Annotated in this window: 14 protein-coding genes; 5 read left to right on the top strand and 9 right to left on the bottom strand. The window is 72.7% G+C overall.

Annotated features, from left to right (window positions below; translation table 11 throughout):
* Positions 1-188 precede the first annotated feature (188 nt).
* Positions 189-1,643: a glycoside hydrolase family 3 protein gene (locus ACIBCT_RS20395; RefSeq protein WP_399190656.1), complete on the top strand. Its 1,455-nt coding sequence runs from the start codon at positions 189-191 to the stop codon at positions 1,641-1,643.
* Between the two features lie 137 nt (positions 1,644-1,780).
* Here the strand turns inward: ACIBCT_RS20395 and ACIBCT_RS20390 are convergent, their stop codons facing one another.
* Together ACIBCT_RS20390 and ACIBCT_RS20385 are read right to left on the bottom strand one after the other, a co-directional pair.
* Positions 1,781-2,938, bottom strand: a complete 1,158-nt coding sequence (locus ACIBCT_RS20390) for a condensation domain-containing protein (protein ID WP_399190654.1) — start codon at positions 2,936-2,938, stop codon at positions 1,781-1,783.
* A gap of 214 nt (positions 2,939-3,152) precedes the next feature.
* Positions 3,153-3,800 (bottom strand): NADPH-dependent F420 reductase, encoded by a 648-nt coding sequence (locus ACIBCT_RS20385; protein WP_399190652.1) that lies wholly within the window; start codon positions 3,798-3,800, stop codon positions 3,153-3,155.
* Positions 3,801-3,944: 144 nt separating this feature from the next.
* Between ACIBCT_RS20385 and ACIBCT_RS20380 the strand changes: the two genes are divergently transcribed.
* Positions 3,945-4,328: a winged helix-turn-helix transcriptional regulator gene (locus tag ACIBCT_RS20380; protein WP_399190650.1), complete on the top strand. Its 384-nt coding sequence runs from the start codon at positions 3,945-3,947 to the stop codon at positions 4,326-4,328.
* 21 nt (positions 4,329-4,349) lie between these two features.
* Here ACIBCT_RS20380 and ACIBCT_RS20375 read toward each other — a convergent pair whose 3' ends face one another.
* Positions 4,350-5,528, bottom strand: coding sequence for an ROK family transcriptional regulator (locus ACIBCT_RS20375; RefSeq protein ID WP_344905164.1), 1,179 nt, complete (start codon positions 5,526-5,528; stop codon positions 4,350-4,352).
* A gap of 746 nt (positions 5,529-6,274) precedes the next feature.
* Between ACIBCT_RS20375 and ACIBCT_RS20370 the strand changes: the two genes are divergently transcribed.
* Together ACIBCT_RS20370 and ACIBCT_RS20365 are read left to right on the top strand one after the other, a co-directional pair.
* Positions 6,275-6,724 carry an Rrf2 family transcriptional regulator gene (locus tag ACIBCT_RS20370; protein WP_344905167.1) on the top strand — a complete coding sequence of 150 codons (450 nt, stop codon included), beginning with the start codon at positions 6,275-6,277 and terminating at the stop codon, positions 6,722-6,724.
* Positions 6,725-6,769: 45 nt separating this feature from the next.
* Positions 6,770-7,561 (top strand): Fpg/Nei family DNA glycosylase, encoded by a 792-nt coding sequence (locus ACIBCT_RS20365; protein WP_399190648.1) that lies wholly within the window; start codon positions 6,770-6,772, stop codon positions 7,559-7,561.
* Here the strand turns inward: ACIBCT_RS20365 and ACIBCT_RS20360 are convergent.
* From ACIBCT_RS20360 to ACIBCT_RS20335, 6 genes are all read right to left on the bottom strand, one after another.
* Complete coding sequence (locus ACIBCT_RS20360) at positions 7,558-7,905, bottom strand: helix-turn-helix transcriptional regulator (protein WP_344905173.1); 348 nt, start codon at positions 7,903-7,905, stop codon at positions 7,558-7,560. The two genes, ACIBCT_RS20365 and ACIBCT_RS20360, sit on opposite strands and share 4 nt — an antisense overlap.
* A 207-nt stretch (positions 7,906-8,112) precedes the next feature.
* Complete coding sequence (locus ACIBCT_RS20355; protein WP_399190646.1) at positions 8,113-8,640, bottom strand: CinA family protein; 528 nt, start codon at positions 8,638-8,640, stop codon at positions 8,113-8,115.
* Positions 8,637-9,242: a CDP-diacylglycerol--glycerol-3-phosphate 3-phosphatidyltransferase gene (pgsA, locus tag ACIBCT_RS20350; protein WP_399190644.1), complete on the bottom strand. Its 606-nt coding sequence runs from the start codon at positions 9,240-9,242 to the stop codon at positions 8,637-8,639. Before pgsA ends, ACIBCT_RS20355 begins: the two co-directional genes overlap by 4 nt.
* A gap of 25 nt (positions 9,243-9,267) precedes the next feature.
* Complete coding sequence (gene rimO / locus ACIBCT_RS20345) at positions 9,268-10,677, bottom strand: 30S ribosomal protein S12 methylthiotransferase RimO (RefSeq protein ID WP_399190642.1); 1,410 nt, start codon at positions 10,675-10,677, stop codon at positions 9,268-9,270.
* A gap of 265 nt (positions 10,678-10,942) precedes the next feature.
* Positions 10,943-11,701 carry a helix-turn-helix domain-containing protein gene (locus ACIBCT_RS20340; RefSeq protein WP_399190640.1) on the bottom strand — a complete coding sequence of 253 codons (759 nt, stop codon included), beginning with the start codon at positions 11,699-11,701 and terminating at the stop codon, positions 10,943-10,945.
* 81 nt (positions 11,702-11,782) lie between these two features.
* A complete protein-coding gene (locus ACIBCT_RS20335; RefSeq protein WP_399190638.1) occupies positions 11,783-14,368 on the bottom strand; it encodes a DNA translocase FtsK 4TM domain-containing protein in 2,586 nt (861 codons plus the stop codon).
* 221 nt (positions 14,369-14,589) lie between these two features.
* Between ACIBCT_RS20335 and ACIBCT_RS20330 the strand changes: the two genes are divergently transcribed.
* Entirely contained in the window at positions 14,590-16,098 is a 1,509-nt protein-coding gene (locus tag ACIBCT_RS20330; RefSeq protein ID WP_399190636.1) for a sodium:solute symporter family protein, read from the top strand.
* Positions 16,099-16,261: the final 163 nt, after the last annotated feature.

The raw sequence follows: 16,261 nt of genomic DNA, 5'->3' as shown, positions 1-16,261 counted from the left end.
TAACCCCCCCCCCCCCCCCCCCCCCCCCCCCCCCCCCCCCCCCCCCCCCCCCCCCCCCCCCCCCCCCCCCCCCCCGCCCCCCCGCGCCCCGCCCCCCCCCCCCCCCCCCCCCCCCCCCCCGGCCCCACCCCTGCCTGCCACGCACTGTCCGACATCCTCCCCATCACAGGTTAGGAACCCCTACCGCCATGTCTGAGCTCATCGCGGACCGTGGAGACCGAGGGCTGCGCCGCCTGGCGTCCGGCACCCTGCTCGCCGCGTTCCAGGGCACCGAGGCACCCGAGTGGGTCCTGCGGGAGCTGGAGAACGGTCTCGGCGGCGTCACGCTCTTCGGCTTCAACGTCGCCGACGCCGCGCAGCTCTCCGCCCTCACCACCCGCCTGCGTGAGGCCGCCGACCCGGTCGTCTCGCTGGACGAGGAGGGCGGCGACGTCACCAGGCTCGCCTACCACGTGGGCAGCCCGTACCCGGGCAACGCCGCCCTCGGCGCGGTGGACGACGTCGAGCTCACCCGCCGCGTCTACCGGTCCATCGGCGACGACCTGGCGCGCTGCGGCGTCAACCTGGACATGGCCCCGTCCGCGGACGTCAACACCGCCGAGGACAACCCGGTGATCGGCACCCGCTCGTTCGGGGCCGAGACCGCGCTGGTGGCCCGGCACACCGTGGCCGCGGTCGACGGCCTGCAGTCGGCCGGGGTGGCCGCCTGCGTCAAGCACTTCCCCGGCCACGGCGCGACCCGGCAGGACTCCCACCTGGAGGTCCCGCTCGTCGACGCCTCGGTGGACCTGCTGCGCGAGCGAGAGCTCGTCCCCTTCCGCGCCGCGATCGGCGCCGGGACCAGGTCCGTGATGACCGCCCACGTGCGCGTCCCCGCCCTGACCGGCGACCTGCCCGCGACGCTCTCCCCGGCCGCGCTGACCGGCCTGCTGCGCGGCGAGCTGGCCTACGACGGCGTGATCGTCACCGACGCCCTGGACATGCGGGCCGTCACCGACACCTACGGCCTGGCGGGCGGCGCGGTGCTCTCGCTGGCCGCCGGGGCCGACCTGCTCTGCCTCGGCCCGATCCCCGACGAGAACGACGTCCGCCGGATCGTGGACGAGATCGTCGCCGCCGTCCAGGACGGGCGGCTGCCCGTGGCCCGGCTGGAGGCCGCCGCCGAGCGGGTGGCCGCGCTGCGCGCCTGGTTCGGCACGCCGCGCACCGGCGAGGCCGAGCAGGAGGTCATCGGCCTGACCGCCGCCCGCCGCGCGGTCAGCCTCACCGGTTCGGCGTCCCCGCTGGTCGACCCGCTGGTGGTCGAGGTGGACACCCCGCCGACCATCGCGGTCGGCGACGTGCCCTGGGGCTTCACGCCGCTGCTGCCGCAGGCGGAGGTGCTGCGGGTCAAGCCGGAGGCCGCCGACGTGCAGGCCATCCTGGAGCGCGCCTCGGGCCGCTCCCTGGTCGTGGTCGTCAAGGACGCCCACCGCTACGAGACCAGCAAGTCGGTGGTCTCCGCGCTGCTGGCCGCCCGCCCCGACGCCACGGTGGTGGAGATGGGCCTGCCGATCTGGCGTCCCGAGGGCGTCACCTACCTGGCCACCTACGGCGCCGCCCGCGCCAACGCCCAGGCCGCGGCCGAACTCCTCGGCGTCTGAGGCCGCCCTCCCCGCCGGCGTCCCGCTCCCGTCCTCCCCCGCGGCGGCGGGACCCGGCCTCCGGGGCCGACGCCCTGGCCGTGCCGGGCACCACCGGTCGCCGTCGGCCACCACCTGTCGCCGCCGGTCGCCGCCGGTCACCCCGGGACGCTCTCCGCGACGGGAGCGGACGTCCGCGTCAGGTCCGCGATCGAGGAGCGGGGCGCGGCCGGGACGGCGCGCAGCAGCGCCCGCAGGTCCCCGGCGATCCTGGAGACGTCCTCACGATCGATCGCCGCGGGGTTGAAGCGCAGTCCCAGGGTGAGACTCCGCCCGGCGTCCACCGCCTGGACGTGCAGCGCGCCGCGGGCGGTCCCGTTGAAGACCGTCCACTCCACCCCCGCCGCCACCCCGGCGAACTCCGGGACCTCCGCCCGCCTGCGGTAGCTGAGCAGCACCGGCGCGCGGGAGGGCTCGGGCGGCGCGTGCCGGAAGCGGTACATGGCCCGCAGCTCGGCCCGGACCGCGCGCACGTGCGCCGGGAACTCCTCCTCCGGCCCGGGATGCGGGACGAACGGCACCCGCGCCGTGAACGGCCCGATGCGCTCGCGCGTCTCCGGAGTACGGGTGCCGAGGTCGAGGGCGAGCGGCGAGGCCGCGGTGCCGTAGTGGCGCAGCAGCGCGCCCAGGGCCGCCAGCAGCAGCTCGAACCTGGTCGCGCCCAGGACCGTGGCGGCCTCGGTCAGCGCGCCCGACTCCGCGGCGCCGAGCACCATCTCCACGATCTCACCGGGGCCGGTGCCGTCCGGGACGGCCCGCAGGCCCGGCAGGACGGGCTCGGCGGGCTCGCGGTGGCGTTCCGCCCAGAACGCCTCGGCGTCCCCGGACGCGTCCGTAACGGACGGGGCGTTCGCTCGGGAGGGGGCGGGCCGCCGTGCCGGGACCGCGGTGCGGGCCGGGGCGGCCCGCGAGAAGTAGACGTCGGCCAGCTCCCCGAGCAGGACGTCCTTGGAGGCGGCGTCGAACACCGTCGGGTGCGCCACGAAGAGCAGCCGGACGCGCCCGGGTCCCACGGTCACGAGGGTGAACCGGGCGAGCGGGCCGCGGTCCAGGTCGAACGGGCGCGCGACCTCGGCCTCGGCCAGCGCGGGGTAGCGCTCGGGCGCCGTCTCGGTACGGGTGACCCTGACCCGGCCGAGCACCGGGTGCAGCCGGCCCACGGCCGCGCACGCGCCCAGCAGCGCCGGGACGTCGACCGGGCCGTTCAGGTGCAGCGCCAGCGGGATCCCCCGCAGGTCGAAGGGGCCGTACGACATCCTGTCCGTCTCCCTCGCAGGCGGCTTCCCCGGGCAGGCGCCGGGGCACGCGACCCCCGGCAAGCAATTATTAGGAAACTTTCTTGTTTATTTTTCACCTCGAATGCTACAGACGCGGAACGCGCGAGACAAGCGACGACGGGTCACCGGGCGATCACGCGACGGCCTTCATCGTGCGACCGCCACGCCGAGATCGCGACTGTCGGCGCGGGTGTCACCCGGCCGCTGACGGGACGCGTGGAATCGCGGAGCTGGGGTCGGTACCGGCGAAGGCCAGCCCGATGACGAAACCCGCGACCTCCTCAAGCTGGCGAACGCGATCCAGCGACCCCAGCACCGCCGGGACTCCGCCGACATCGCGGACCAGTTCGCCGACAACGCGCAACGCTTCCGGATCGTCACCGCACATCGCCACCGTGACGGGGGGTTCGCCGGTGGCGCGAGGCCTCGTCCACCGATCGGAGGGGAACAGGTGGAAGGCTTTCACGACGTGCGCGCCCGGAGACAGCCTGGCGATCCGCCGGGCCATCGCCTCGCCGGGTCCGGTCAGCACCACACCCACGCCGTGCTCGACGGCGTTCGTCGGGTCGATCAACGCAGTTCCCTCCAGCGAGCCGTCAGCCGCGCCCGCGCTGCACAGCATGTCCTCGGCGCCCTGCCACGACACCGCGAGCAGCACGGCATCGCGATCCGCGACGGCCTGGCGCGGCGTGAGGGCGCGCGCCCTCCTGCCCAGCCGGTCAGCGAGCTCCTGCGCCTTGGCCGGAGATCGCCCGGCGACGGTCAGCTCGTGTCCGGCGCGGGCCCAGCCCTCGCCGAGTGCCGTCGCCAGCATTCCCGTGCCCAGAATTCCGATGCGCATCCGCGTACCCCTCTCATGCACTCGCGCACTCGCGCACTCGCGTCGAGCGCCGATCGTCCGGTGGCCACGGTAGAGAAGCCGTTGCGCACCGATCGGTGCGCAACGAACAGGCGATCATGCTTCGGTGAGAGGAGCGATCAGGACATGGACCGAGACGAGTTCGTGGCGGACTGCCGTGTGCGTGCGGCCACCGATCTGTTCGCCCACACGTGGGATTCCGTGGTCCTGGCGGCTCTTGCCTCCGGGCCGTGCCGACGGCGCGAACTACGCGACGCCATCGGCGGCATCAGTGACAAGGTGCTGACGGACGCGTTGCATCGCCTGCTCGCGAACGGGCTGATCGACCGCCGCGCACATGCCGAAGCCCCGCCGCGTGTCGAGTACGCCCTGACGGCCTTGGGACAGAGCCTGGTCGACGGCCCGATGAAAGCCCTCGGACGCTGGGCGGCCGAGCACGGCGACGAGCTTCTCGACGCTCAGGAGAGGTCGGCGCGGAACGTCGTCGACACGCGTGCCGACCGGCCATGATCCCGAAGTGTCGCCGGGGTGTCAGGAGGCGAAGATCTCTTCCCTGGCCTGTTCCAGTGCGGCGATGACGGCCCCGCGCAGCACCGGGTTGCCGGTGACCTCGCTGGCCACCACCTGCGGCCTGATCGGGCAGCTGCGCGCCACCGCCTCCTCGATCCTGGAGGTGAGCGCGTCACCCCCGGCCGTGCTGACCTCTCCCGCGAGCACCACGAGGCCGGGGTCGAGCACGACGCAGACCGACGCCACGCCCAGGGCCAGCCGCCCGGCGATCTCGTTGATCAGGGCCTCTCCGCGCTCCCCCGCCGCGACCGCCGCCGCCACGCACTCGGCGGCGCTGTCGCCCTCGAACCCGTACGTCCCGGCGAGCTCGGCCACGGCCTCCGCGCTGACCAGGGACTGCAGGCCCCCGGCGAGCGAGGGCAACCTGCCCGGCACGGCCCGTACGTCCTCGGCCAGCGGCACGCCGGGGACCGGCAGGTAGCCGATCTCCCCCGCGCTGCCGGAGCGGCCGCGGTGCAGGCGCCCGCCGAGCACGACGCCGAGGCCGATGCCCCGGCCCACCCACAGGAGCACGAAGTCGTCGGCCTCGCGGGCCGCGCCCAGGGTGCGCTCGGCGATGGCGACGAGGTTCACGTCGTTCTCGATCCTGATGTCGCGCCGCAGGTCACGGGCGAGCGCCTCGTGGATGCCCTCGTGCCAGCCGGGCAGGTCGAAGGAGAACCGCACGTCACCGGTACGGGGGTCGACCACGCCGGGGGTGCCGATGACGACCGAGCGCAGCTTGGACAGCGCCACCTTCGCCGACCGGCAGGCCTTGACCACCGAGCTGTGCACGAGTGCCACCGGGTCGTCGTGCCCGTCCGGCGCGACCCGCACCTCGGCCACGATCTCACCGTGGATATCGGCGATGGCGGTGGTGACGAATTCCGGGCCGACGTCCAGACCCGCCACATAGGCGGAAGAGGAAATGATCCCGTAAAGCGCGGCATTGGGCCCGCGGCCACCCGCCTGTTCCCCGGCGACCTCCACCAGGCCGCGCCCCTCCAGCCGGGCGAGCGTTTGCGACGCCGTCACCTTGGACAGGCCGGTGAGCTCGCCGATCTGCCCCCGCGTCAGGGGACCGGAGGCGAGCAGCAACTCCAGGGCGGCCCTGTCGTTGATCTCCCTCAACAGCCTGGGCACGCCAGGACGTCGCTCCATGTGCATGCTCTCTTGCTCGCCGTTTCCCCGTGTTAATCACATCGGCCCGAGAATAGCTGTCCCATTCATTAATAAGGCTTCCTGTAGTTTAGCCCGGCCGACCCCGGACGCGCCCGCGCCACGCCCGCCCGCGCCACGCCCGCCCGAGCCCCCCACCCGGGCCCCAGCCGGGCCCCACTCGGACCCCGCCCGCGTCCCGGGCCGCTCCACGTCGCGCCGGCCCACCGGGACGACGATTCCCGGGGATCGGAGGGCCCCGGCGCCGGGCAGGGGAACGGGCCGGTCGTCCCGAGCGGCCGGGGGCGGGGGCGGGCGGCGTTCCGGCGGGGGCCCGCGCGTCCCTCGATCGCCCGCCACGGTGTTCCGAACTCCCGACATTCCCGAAATATCCGTAATATCCGCTGCGGAGCGCGGTCCCGGAGGGGGGCGTACCGGCTCCCGCCGGGTGGGTCCCGCCGCGCCGGACCGCCCCGTCGCCGAGGCCGTCACCGACCGGCCGTGCCGCCCGGAGCGCTCCCCGCGGAACGGCTGACCTGCCCTGTCACCGGCGACGCGCCCGGGGGACCGCGCGCGGCCCGCCCGTCCGCCCGTCGGAACGGACCGTCGCGAGGGCGCATCGCGCGCGGCCGCGCCGGTGACGGCGCGTCACCGCAGGAGCCCGTCGTGACCCAGGGTGACGGGCCGCGCGACGGCTCACGGGGCCCCGCGCGCGTAAGGAACCAATAGCAGGCGGGATAATCGGTTACATGCGCCTATCCGCTCGTGTCGACTATGCCCTCCGTGCCGCCGCCGAACTCGCCGCCGCGGGTGACGGCCCCACCACGGTGGGCGAGCTCGCCAAGGAGCAGGACATGCCCCCGAAGTACCTCGAGAACATCCTGCTCCAGATGCGCCGGGCCGGGCTGGTCCGCGGCCAGCGCGGCCCCGAGGGGGGCTACGTGCTGGCCCGGCCGCCCGCCGAGATCAGCCTCGCCGACGTGATCCGCGCCGTCGACGGCCCGCTGGCCAACGTCCGGGGGGAACGCCCCGAGCACGTCGGCTACCGGGGTCCCGCCGAGTCCCTGCAGCAGGTCTGGATCGCCCTGCGTGCCAGCGAGCGGGCCATCCTTGAGGAGGTCACGCTCGAGAACGTCGCCACCGGGGCCCTGCCCGAGCGGGTCCGCAGCCTGTCCGCCGACCCCGCGGCCTGGGGCTGAGCGTGCCGCGGACGCCGATCCGCCTCCCGGCCCGCGGCGGGGACCGTGCCCGAGGGTGACGTCGTCCACCGCGCCGCCGTGCGGCTCGGCCGGGCGCTCGACGGGAGAATCCTGGTCCGTTCGGACTTCCGCGTGCCGCGGTACGCCACGGCGGACCTGACCGGCCGCACGGTGCTGGAGACCGTCGCGCGCGGCAAGCACCTGCTCACCAGGGTCGAGGGGGATCTGACCGTCCACACCCACCTGCGGATGGAGGGGAGCTGGCAGGTCTCGCCGGCCGGGCGTGGGCTGCCGCGCGGGGACGTGGTCCGTCTGGTGCTGGCCAACGACACCTGGCAGGCGGCGGGGGTGCGGCTGGGCATGGTCGACCTGGTCGCGACCGGGCAGGAGGATCGGCTCGTCGGCCATCTGGGACCGGACCTGCTCGGGGCGGACTGGGACGAGGCCGAGGCGCTGCGACGGCTGGCACGGCGGCCGGAGACGAGCATCGGGGTCGCGCTGCTCGATCAGCGCAACCTCGCGGGGATCGGCACCATCTACCGCGCCGAGACGCTCTTCCTGGCCGGGGTGTCGCCCTGGCGGCCGGTGGGGGCGGTCGAGGATCTGGGAGCGATCGTGTCGCTCGCGCGGAGGCTGATGGACGGCAACAGGGATCGCCCGGACAGGACGACCACCGGCGACTCCCGTCCGGGACGGGGCACCTGGGTCTACGGCAGGGCCGGACGGCCGTGCCTACGCTGCGGGCATCGGATCAGTCGTGGGGAGATGGGGGCGGAGCCGCAGGAGCGGCTCATCGTCTGGTGTCGTCACTGCCAGCCGGAACGGCCGACCGGCTAGGCGGCGACCATGTCGTTGACCTCGGGGAAAACGGACTCGGGCACGGTCTCGGGAATCGGCAGACGCTCCCGCTCGGGGACATCGCCCGCCAGCACCGGAGCGTGCTGAAGCTCGGCCAATGCGAACTGGTCGGAAACCTCACGGAGCACCTGTGAAAGCGGCACGCCCAAGGCACCGCAGATCGACGCGAGCAGCTCCGACGAGGCCTCCTTCTGGCCACGCTCCACCTCGGACAGATAGCCGAGAGAAACACGAGCCAATGTGGACACCTCACGAAGGGTGCGACTCTGCCGCACCCTCAGCCGCCGCAGCACGTCACCGAGCAGCTGACGCAGCAGGACCATCTGTCGCTCCCTCCCCGGCGCGGATGTCTTCACGACACTCCGCGCAATCGGTTCGTGCCGCCCGTTCTTCGAACGCGACCCTTGGTACATACTCCTCGCCGTCATCATCGCTTGACCTTTACCTCACTCACGGTTCCACCGTACCTGTATCAACCGATGCCGCGGCAGACCAAGCGGAGCATGTTCGCTGGGGACGTAACGCGGTAATCACCCGGAATGTTCCCCCACGTTCGCCTCCAGCACACCTCTGAGAAGGTCCACAGCCTCATTCACCGTCGCCTCCCGGATACGCTCGCGCGTCCCGGTCGGTCGTGGATCCCGATGCCATACCCGCCCATCGGGACCGCTAACGGCCAGGTGGACGGTACCGGGAGCTTTGCCGTCCTGCGGGTCGGGACCGGCCACCCCGGTGGCGGCCAGGCCGTACGTGGAGCCGGTCAGCAGGCGCACCCCCTGCGCCATGGCGGCGGCGACGTGCGGATGCACGGCCCCCTCGCGCTCCAGGAGATCGGCGGGGACGCCCAGCAGGCGGTGCTTGAGTTCGGTGGCGTAGGAGACGACCCCGCCCACGAAGGCCGCGGAGGCCCCGGGCGGGGCGGTGAGGGCCGCGCCGATCAGCCCGGCGGTCAGCGACTCGGCCACCGCCACCGTCTCTCCCCGGCGGACGAGCAGGGAGATCACCGCGGTGCTCGCGAGCAGGCGCCCGCCCACCCGGTCCTCGCCCACGCCGCTCATACGGCCCTCGCCCGTTTCGCGACCTGGCGAAGCTTGATCGCCCGGATCACGTAGTCGACGCCGGTGACCACGGTGACCAGGGCCGCCGCGCCCATCACGACCCAGCGGACCGGCCCGGGCACCCCGGGCCAGATGTAGCAGACGATCGCGCCGATCTGCAGGACGGTCTTGACCTTCCCGCCGTAGCTGGCCGGGATGACGCCGTGCCGGATGACCGCGAACCTCAGCGCGGTGACCCCCAGCTCCCGGCCCAGGATCACCACGGTGACCCACCAGGGCAGCTCCCCCAGCACCGACAGGCCGATCAGCGCGGCACCGATGAGCGCCTTGTCGGCGATCGGGTCGGCGATCTTCCCGAAGTCGGTGATCAGCCCGTAGCGGCGGGCCAGCTCACCGTCGAGCAGGTCGGTGAACGAGGCAACCACGAAGACCACCAGCGCGGCGGCCCGCCAGCCCGATCCGGGCAGGAACAGGCAGGCCACGAAGAACGGGACCAACGCCAGCCGTATCACCGTCACGACGTTGGCGATGTTCCACGCGCTCACCGGGGGGCGCGCGGACGCCGCGGTCGAATCGGTGCCGGTCTCTGGCGTGTTGGTCATACGCCCTCCCGGCCCGGCGGCACGCTCACGAGGCCGCCTTGATACGGGCGATCAGGTCGACCCCCTCCGAGTCGACCACGACCGCCCGGACGATCTGCCCGGGCACCAGCCCGATGCCCTGGACCGTCACCGAGCCGTCCACCTCGGGCCCCTGGTGCGCGGCACGGCCCTCGTAGCCGCCGTCGCCGAGGTCCTCCTCGATCAGGACGTCGACCTCGGTGCCGATCCGCTCCTCGGCCCGCTGGGCCATCAGCTCCTCGGCCAGCTCGGTGAGGGCGGAGACGCGGGCGTCCACGACCTCCTGATCGAGCTTGCCCGGCAGCGAGGCCGCCTCGGTGCCGTCCTCGTCGGAGTAGCCGAAGACGCCGATGACGTCGAGCCTGGCCTCCTGCAGGAAACCGGTCAGGTCGGCGAACTCCTGCTCGGTCTCGCCCGGGAAGCCCACGATGAAGTTGGACCGCACCCCCGCCTCGGGGGCGAGGCGGCGGATCGACGCCAGCAGGTCGAGGAAGCGCGCGGGGTCGCCGAAGCGCCGCATCCGGCGCAGCACCGGGCCGGACGCGTGCTGGAAGGACAGGTCGAAGTAGGGGGCGACGCCCTCGGTGGAGGAGATGATCTCCAGTAGCCCCGGGCGGAGCTCGGCGGGCTGCAGGTAGCTGACTCGGACCCGCTCGATCCCGTCGATCGCGGCCAGGGAGGGCAGCAGCTTCTCCAACGCCCGCAGGTCCCCCAGGTCCTTGCCGTAGGAGGTGGAGTTCTCGCTGACCAGGACCAGCTCCTTGACGCCCTCCCCGGCCAGCCAGGCGGCCTCGCCCAGCAGCTCCTCGGCGCCGCGCGAGACGTACGCCCCGCGGAAGGCCGGGATGGCGCAGAACGTGCAGCGCCGGTCGCAGCCGGAGGCCAGCTTCAGCGAGGCCACCGGCCCGTCGCCCAGACGCTTGCGGAGCGGCCGGGGACCGCTGGCGGGGGCGACACCCCGGGGCAGCTCGCCGTGGCCGGGAATGGCGGTCCTGGGGGCCGCGGCACGGTCCACGGGCGAGATGGGCAGCAGGGTCCTGCGGTCGCGCGGCGTGTGCGGGACGAGCGGCCTGCCCGCCAGCACGTCGTCCAGGCGCGCGCCGATCTCGGTGTAGTCGTCGAAGGAGACCACGGCCGAGGCCTCGGGCAGCGCGTCGGCGAGCTGGTCCCCGTAGCGTTCCGCCATGCAGCCAGCGGCGACCACCTTGGCCCCGGAGTCGGCCGCGGCGAGCAGCGTGTCGATGGAGTCCTTTTTCGCTGAGTCGATGAAGCCGCACGTGTTGACGACGACGACGTCGGGCTCGTCGTCGTCCAGCTGCCAGCCGGCAGCCTCAAGACGAGCGGCGAGCTCCTCGGAGTCGACCTCGTTGCGGGCGCAGCCAAGTGTGATCAGCGATGCGGTTCGGCGGGATGACATGGTGAACACTACGGTATCGGGAGTTGGCCACCACCCGATGCACCTCCCCCCATTCCGGCACCGCCGCACAGGTCGGCGCGGCCGCCCGGCCCCGCCGGTGGACCCGTCCCCCGGGTGCCCTCGCGGCCCCGGCCGTCGCGCACCGGGGCCGGTCCCGCGCCGGGGCCGTCACGTTCCCACCGCTCCCGGCGCCGTCACCGGCCGTCGCGCACCGGGACCGGCCCCGGGGACGGGGCCGGTGCGCGGCGGGCGCGGGCCGGGTGGGCTAGCGCCGGTTCGCGGCGGGCGCGGCGAAGGACCGGTCGACGGTCTGCCCCCGCTTGCCCGGGGTGCCCATGGTCTTGCCGTTCACCTTCAGCGAGACGGCCCCGGCGTCGTCGAAGACGACCCTCACCCTGTCCTTGGCCTTCCAGGTCGAGGTCTTCCCGGCCTTGAGCGTCCCGGAGAAGATCTTCCGGCCGGCCGCGTCCTCCACGTCGAGCCAGCAGGTGCGCTTGGCCTTCACCTGCAGGACGACCGTGTCGCTCCGCTTCTCCTTCGCCAGCGACGCGGCCCGGCGCGGCGAGCCCGGCGCCGCGGCGGACGGCGGCGGGGCCGAGGCGGCCGGCACCGGGGCGGAGCGGACGTCCGCGATCGGGGTGTCGCCCCCCTCCATGGTGCGCACCACGCCGAAGATCACCACGACGCCCAGGGCCAGGGCCATGGCCGTCGTCCAGTTCGGCGAGCGGCGCTCGCGGATCTTCAACGGCATGTCGGCCTGGAAGACCGTGGAGGCCCTTACCGGGAGCGCCACGCCCCCGTGCTGCTCGTCGTAGCGGTGCACCACCGCCTCCGGGTCGAGCCCGACGACCTTGGCGATGTTCCTGATGTGGCCCCGCGCGTAGAAGTCACCCCCGCACTGGGAGAAGTCGTTCCGCTCGATCGCCTGGATCAGCACCTCGCGGATCCGTGTCCGCGCGCTCAACTGCCCGACGGTCATCCCCATGGACCGCCGTGCATCCGCCAGATCGCTGCCAATGCCCATGGCGCACGCCCCCCGCCCCCCGACGCTGCGTAGTGACCTCCATTCAACCAGTAACCGGGGAGAACGCCACGGGCAGGGGGGTCATTGTCCGCGCAGGTCCGCCAGCAGGCCGGGGAGTTCGTCGGGTTTGACCATGACCTCCCGCGCCTTGGAGCCCTCGCTCGGCCCGACCACGTTCCTGCTCTCCAGCAGGTCCATCAGCCGGCCCGCCTTGGCGAAGCCCACCCGGAGCTTGCGCTGGAGCATCGAGGTCGAGCCGAACTGGGTGGTCACGATCAGCTCGGCCGCCTGGACCAGCAGGTCGAGGTCGTCGCCGATGTCCTCGTCGATCTCCTTCTTGGCCGCGGTCGAGGCGGCCACGTCCTCGCGGTACTCGACCGCCATCTGGGCCTTGCAGTGCCCGACGATCTCGCCGATCTCCTTCTCGGAGACGAAGGCGTTCTGCAGCCGCATGGGCTTGCTGGCGCCCATCGGCAGGAAGAGGGAGTCTCCCTGGCCGACCAGCTTCTCGGCGCCCGGCTGGTCCAGGATGACCCGGGAGTCGGCCAGCGAGGAGGTGGCGAACGCCAGCCGGGAGGGCACGTTGGCCTTGATCAGGCCGGTGACCACGTCCACGCTGGGCCGCTGGGTGGCGATGACCAGGTGGATGCCGGCGGCGCGGGCCAGCTGGGTGATGCGGACGATGGAGTCCTCGACGTCGCGCGGGGCGACCATCATCAGGTCGGCGAGCTCGTCGACGATGACCAGCAGGTACGGGTAGGGCTGGTAGACGCGCTCGCTGCCCGGCGGCGGCACCAGCTTGCCGGTGCGCACCGCCTTGTTGAAGTCGTCGACGTGCCGGAAGCCGCTGGCCGCCAGGTCGTCGTAGCGGCGGTCCATCTCGCCGACGACCCATTCCAGCGCCTCGGCGGCCTTCTTGGGGTTGGTGATGATCGGCGTGATGAGGTGGGGGATGCCCTCGTACACGCTGAGCTCGACGCGTTTGGGGTCGACCAGGACCATGCGCACCTCGTCGGGCGTGGCGCGCATCAGGATCGAGGTGATCAGGCCGTTGACGCAGACCGACTTTCCGGCGCCGGTGGCGCCCGCGATGAGCAGGTGCGGCATCTTGGCGAGGTTGGCCACTATCGTGCGCCCCTCGACGTCCTTGCCGAGCCCGACGATCATCGGGTGGTGGTCGGCCTGCGCGACCGGGGAGCGCAGGATGTCGCCGAGCGAGACGAGGTCCTTGTCGGTGTTGGGGATCTCCACCCCGATCGCGGACTTGCCGGGGATCGGGGACAGGATCCGCACGTCGGCCGACTTGACGGCGTAGGCGATGTTCTTGGTGAGCGCGGTGACCTTCTCGACCTTGACCGCCGGGCCGAGCTCGATCTCGTAGCGCGTCACCGTCGGCCCCCGGGTGAAGCCGATCACCTGGGCGTCGATCGCGAACTGCTCCATCACGCTGGTCAGCGCGTTGACCACGATGGTGTTGGCCTTGGTCTGCGGCTTGGGCGCGGTGCCGGGACGCAGCAGCTGCGACTCGGGCAGCGTGTACGGCCCGGCCTGCGGGGACAGCACGAGCTGCTCGACCTTGCGCGGCGCCGGGGTCGGCTCGGGCGGATCGACCCTGACCAGCGGGTTCTCGGCCTCGGGCGGACCGGCCTCCTCGGCCAGGCCGGGCACGATCTCCGGGGAGTGCCCCGGCCTGCCCGGCGTCTCGGCGATCACGGGCGTGTCGTAGGGCTTGACGTGGTCCCCGGGGGCCCCGGGCTCCCCGGGCTCCCCCGGCCCGCCGCCCCCGGCCGCGGACCTCTTGCGCGTGGCCGGGCGCTTGCCGGACACCCGCGGCATCGGGGGCAGGTCGCGGTGGAAGAGCATGTGCCGGATCTCCGACAGCCGTTCCGGGACCCGGTGCACCGGCGTGGCGGTGATCACCAGCACGCCGAAGCCCGACAGGATCAGCAGCAGCGGCACGGTGATGAAGGCGGGCAGGATGCTCGCCGGGGGCGCCGAGACGATGAAGCCGACCATGCCCCCGGCGGCCGACACCTTGTCCATGCCGTCCGTGCCGCCCCCCGAGGGGTACGGCGTGTCGTGGACGAGGTGCACGATGCCGAGCACGCCGACGGTGAGCGCCGACCAGCCGATGATCATCCGGCCGGTGTCGGCGTTCTGGTCGGGGTGGCGCATCAGCCGCCAGGCGAGCAGCACCAGCAGGATCGGGATCAGCCAGGCCAGGGACCCGAAGATCCCGCGCATGACCCCGTCGACCACGGTGGAGACCGTCCCGGTGCTCAGCCGCCAGGTCATGGAGGCCAGCACGATCGCCCCGGAGAACACGGCCAGGCCGAGGCCGTCGCGGCGGTGGACGGGGTCGAGCTCGCGCGCGTTCTGCCCCAGGGCCCGCGCCGCGCCGCCGATGCCGCCGGCCACCAGCATCCAGACGCCCATGAACAGCCTGCCGACCAGGGTGAGGACCCAGCTGATCGGATCGTGCCGCGGCGAGGGGGGACGGGACGCGGAACCGCGGGACGCCGTGCTCCGGGTCGGTGCCGCACTCCTCGTCCGGGTCGCGGGCCCCCGCCTGGCGGAGGTCGTACGGGACGAGGAGGCGCCCGAACGGCCGGAGGATCCTCTGCCGGAGGGCTTTCCTGAGGCGCCTTTAGACGTACGGGTGGCCATGTTAGGGAGGTTAACGAGACGGGTGGTGAATTGCGCGACGACGCGCCGGAAGCCGCGGGAGGCGGCCCCGCCCTTCACAGAACCGGTTGATACCCCGTGAACAGCGACTAATCACTCATAACATGACAATCACCCCATGGAAAGCGCCATCCATTCTATGTATTGACATTACGTTTCATGTAGTAGAACCTCCTCACCAATAGGGCGTTGGGAGGAGACATATGTCCGCACTCGACTGGTCCGTTCTGGGCGCGTACTTCCTTGTCATGATCGCCATCGGCGTGTGGTCGAAGAAGCGCATCAGGAACGTGGCCGACTTCTTCACCGCCGGGGGACGTATCCCCTGGTGGCTGTCAGGCATCTCGCATCACATGTCGGGCTACAGCGCGATCATGTTCGTGGCGTTCGCGGCCGTCGCGTACAACTACGGGCTCGCCATGTACGTCTGGTGGGCGCTGACGATCGGCATCGGCGTCGGCATCGGCGCCTTCGTCTGGGCGGCCCGGTGGAACCGGCTCCGCTCCAAGCACGGCGTGGTCTCCCCCCTGGAGTACCTCGCCCGGCGCTACAACCTGCCCACCCAGCAGGTGCTGGCCTACAGCGGCGCGCTGCTGAAGGTGGTGGACATCGCGGCCAAGTGGGTGGCGATCGCCATCCTGCTCAAGGGCTTCGCCGGCATCCCCATCCTGTGGGGCATCCTGATCACCGGGGCCGTCACGCTGATCTACATCACCGCGGGCGGCCTGTGGGCGGACGTGCTCACCGACTTCGGGCAGTTCGTCATCCAGGGCGTGGCGGGCATCGCCATGTTCGTCGCGATCATGGCCCACCTGGACGGCGTCGCCACCCTGTGGACCATGTGGGACAAGCTGCCGCCGGGCCACGGCGACCCCTTCTCCGGGCCGTACACCACGACGTTCTTCCTCGCCCTGCTCTTCATCAAGACCTTCGAGTACAACGGCGGCATGTGGAACCTGGCCCAGCGCTACATGGCCTCCCCCTCGGGCTCGGCCGCCAAGCGCTCGGCCCTGCTGTCCAGCGCGCTGTGGCTGGTCTGGCCGCTGATCCTGTTCATCCCGATGTTCGCCGCCCCGCTCATCGTGCCGGGCCTGGCCAACGCCGAGGAGGCCTACGTACGGCTGGCGCAGACCCTGCTGCCGCAGGGCGTGATCGGCCTGGTCCTCGCCGGCTTCTTCTCGCACACCATGGCCATGGTGGCCTCCGACGCCAACGTGATCTCCTCGGTCATCACCAGGGACATCGCCCCGGTGCTGGTCCGCAAGGTACGCGACCTGTCGGCGCGCGCCGAGCTGACCTTCGCCCGGGTGACCACGTTCACCTTCGTGCTGATCAGCATGGCGATCGCGATCTCCACCGAGGGACAGGGCGTGGTGCTGAAGATCGTCGTCGACCTGGTCGCGGCGACGATGGGACCGATCTCCATCCCGCTGATGCTGGGCATGCTGCCCTGGTTCCGCAGGAGCGGGCCGACCGCCGCCATCGTCTCCTGGGCCGCGGGCCTGAGCGTCTGGGCGTACATCAAGTGGATCATCGAGTCCAAGGACACCGCGATGGTGGTGGGAGTGCCCCTGGTGACCTCGCTGGTGCTGTACGTGGCGATCGGGCTGCTCAAGCCGGAGAACCGCGAGGACCGCGACGTGCTGGTCGACTCCCTGTCCACCGACCCCGAGCCGGATCAGGAGCAGGAGCGGGCCCGCGCGGCCGGCTGACGACCGGCGGACCCGGAACCCTCCCCGGGCGTGGGGGGCCCCCGGGGCCCCCCCCCCCGGGGGGGGGGCGGGCGGGGGGTTGGGGGGGGGCCGGCCGCCCGCCGGGGGGACCGCGGGCTGGGAGAGGGGGGGGGATACGGTTCGGGGCCCCGCCCCGCGGGGC

The organism is Streptosporangium sp. NPDC050855 (assembly GCF_044456585.1).
GTDB lineage: Bacteria > Actinomycetota > Actinomycetes > Streptosporangiales > Streptosporangiaceae > Streptosporangium > Streptosporangium longisporum.
The sequence above is the reverse complement of the archived record's forward strand: the minus strand, read 5'-3'. Positions and strand labels throughout refer to the sequence as shown.

Coding starts and splice junctions, on each gene's coding strand:
- ACIBCT_RS20395 (WP_399190656.1), top strand. CDS start 189: ATGTCTGAGCTCATCGCGGACCGTGGAGACCGAGGGCTGCGCCGCCTG.
- ACIBCT_RS20390 (WP_399190654.1), bottom strand. CDS start 2,938: ATGTCGTACGGCCCCTTCGACCTGCGGGGGATCCCGCTGGCGCTGCAC.
- ACIBCT_RS20385 (WP_399190652.1), bottom strand. CDS start 3,800: ATGCGCATCGGAATTCTGGGCACGGGAATGCTGGCGACGGCACTCGGC.
- ACIBCT_RS20380 (WP_399190650.1), top strand. CDS start 3,945: ATGGACCGAGACGAGTTCGTGGCGGACTGCCGTGTGCGTGCGGCCACC.
- ACIBCT_RS20375 (WP_344905164.1), bottom strand. CDS start 5,528: ATGGAGCGACGTCCTGGCGTGCCCAGGCTGTTGAGGGAGATCAACGAC.
- ACIBCT_RS20370 (WP_344905167.1), top strand. CDS start 6,275: ATGCGCCTATCCGCTCGTGTCGACTATGCCCTCCGTGCCGCCGCCGAA.
- ACIBCT_RS20360 (WP_344905173.1), bottom strand. CDS start 7,905: ATGGTCCTGCTGCGTCAGCTGCTCGGTGACGTGCTGCGGCGGCTGAGG.
- ACIBCT_RS20355 (WP_399190646.1), bottom strand. CDS start 8,640: ATGAGCGGCGTGGGCGAGGACCGGGTGGGCGGGCGCCTGCTCGCGAGC.
- pgsA (WP_399190644.1), bottom strand. CDS start 9,242: ATGACCAACACGCCAGAGACCGGCACCGATTCGACCGCGGCGTCCGCG.
- rimO (WP_399190642.1), bottom strand. CDS start 10,677: ATGTCATCCCGCCGAACCGCATCGCTGATCACACTTGGCTGCGCCCGC.
- ACIBCT_RS20340 (WP_399190640.1), bottom strand. CDS start 11,701: ATGGGCATTGGCAGCGATCTGGCGGATGCACGGCGGTCCATGGGGATG.
- ACIBCT_RS20335 (WP_399190638.1), bottom strand. CDS start 14,368: ATGGCCACCCGTACGTCTAAAGGCGCCTCAGGAAAGCCCTCCGGCAGA.
- ACIBCT_RS20330 (WP_399190636.1), top strand. CDS start 14,590: ATGTCCGCACTCGACTGGTCCGTTCTGGGCGCGTACTTCCTTGTCATG.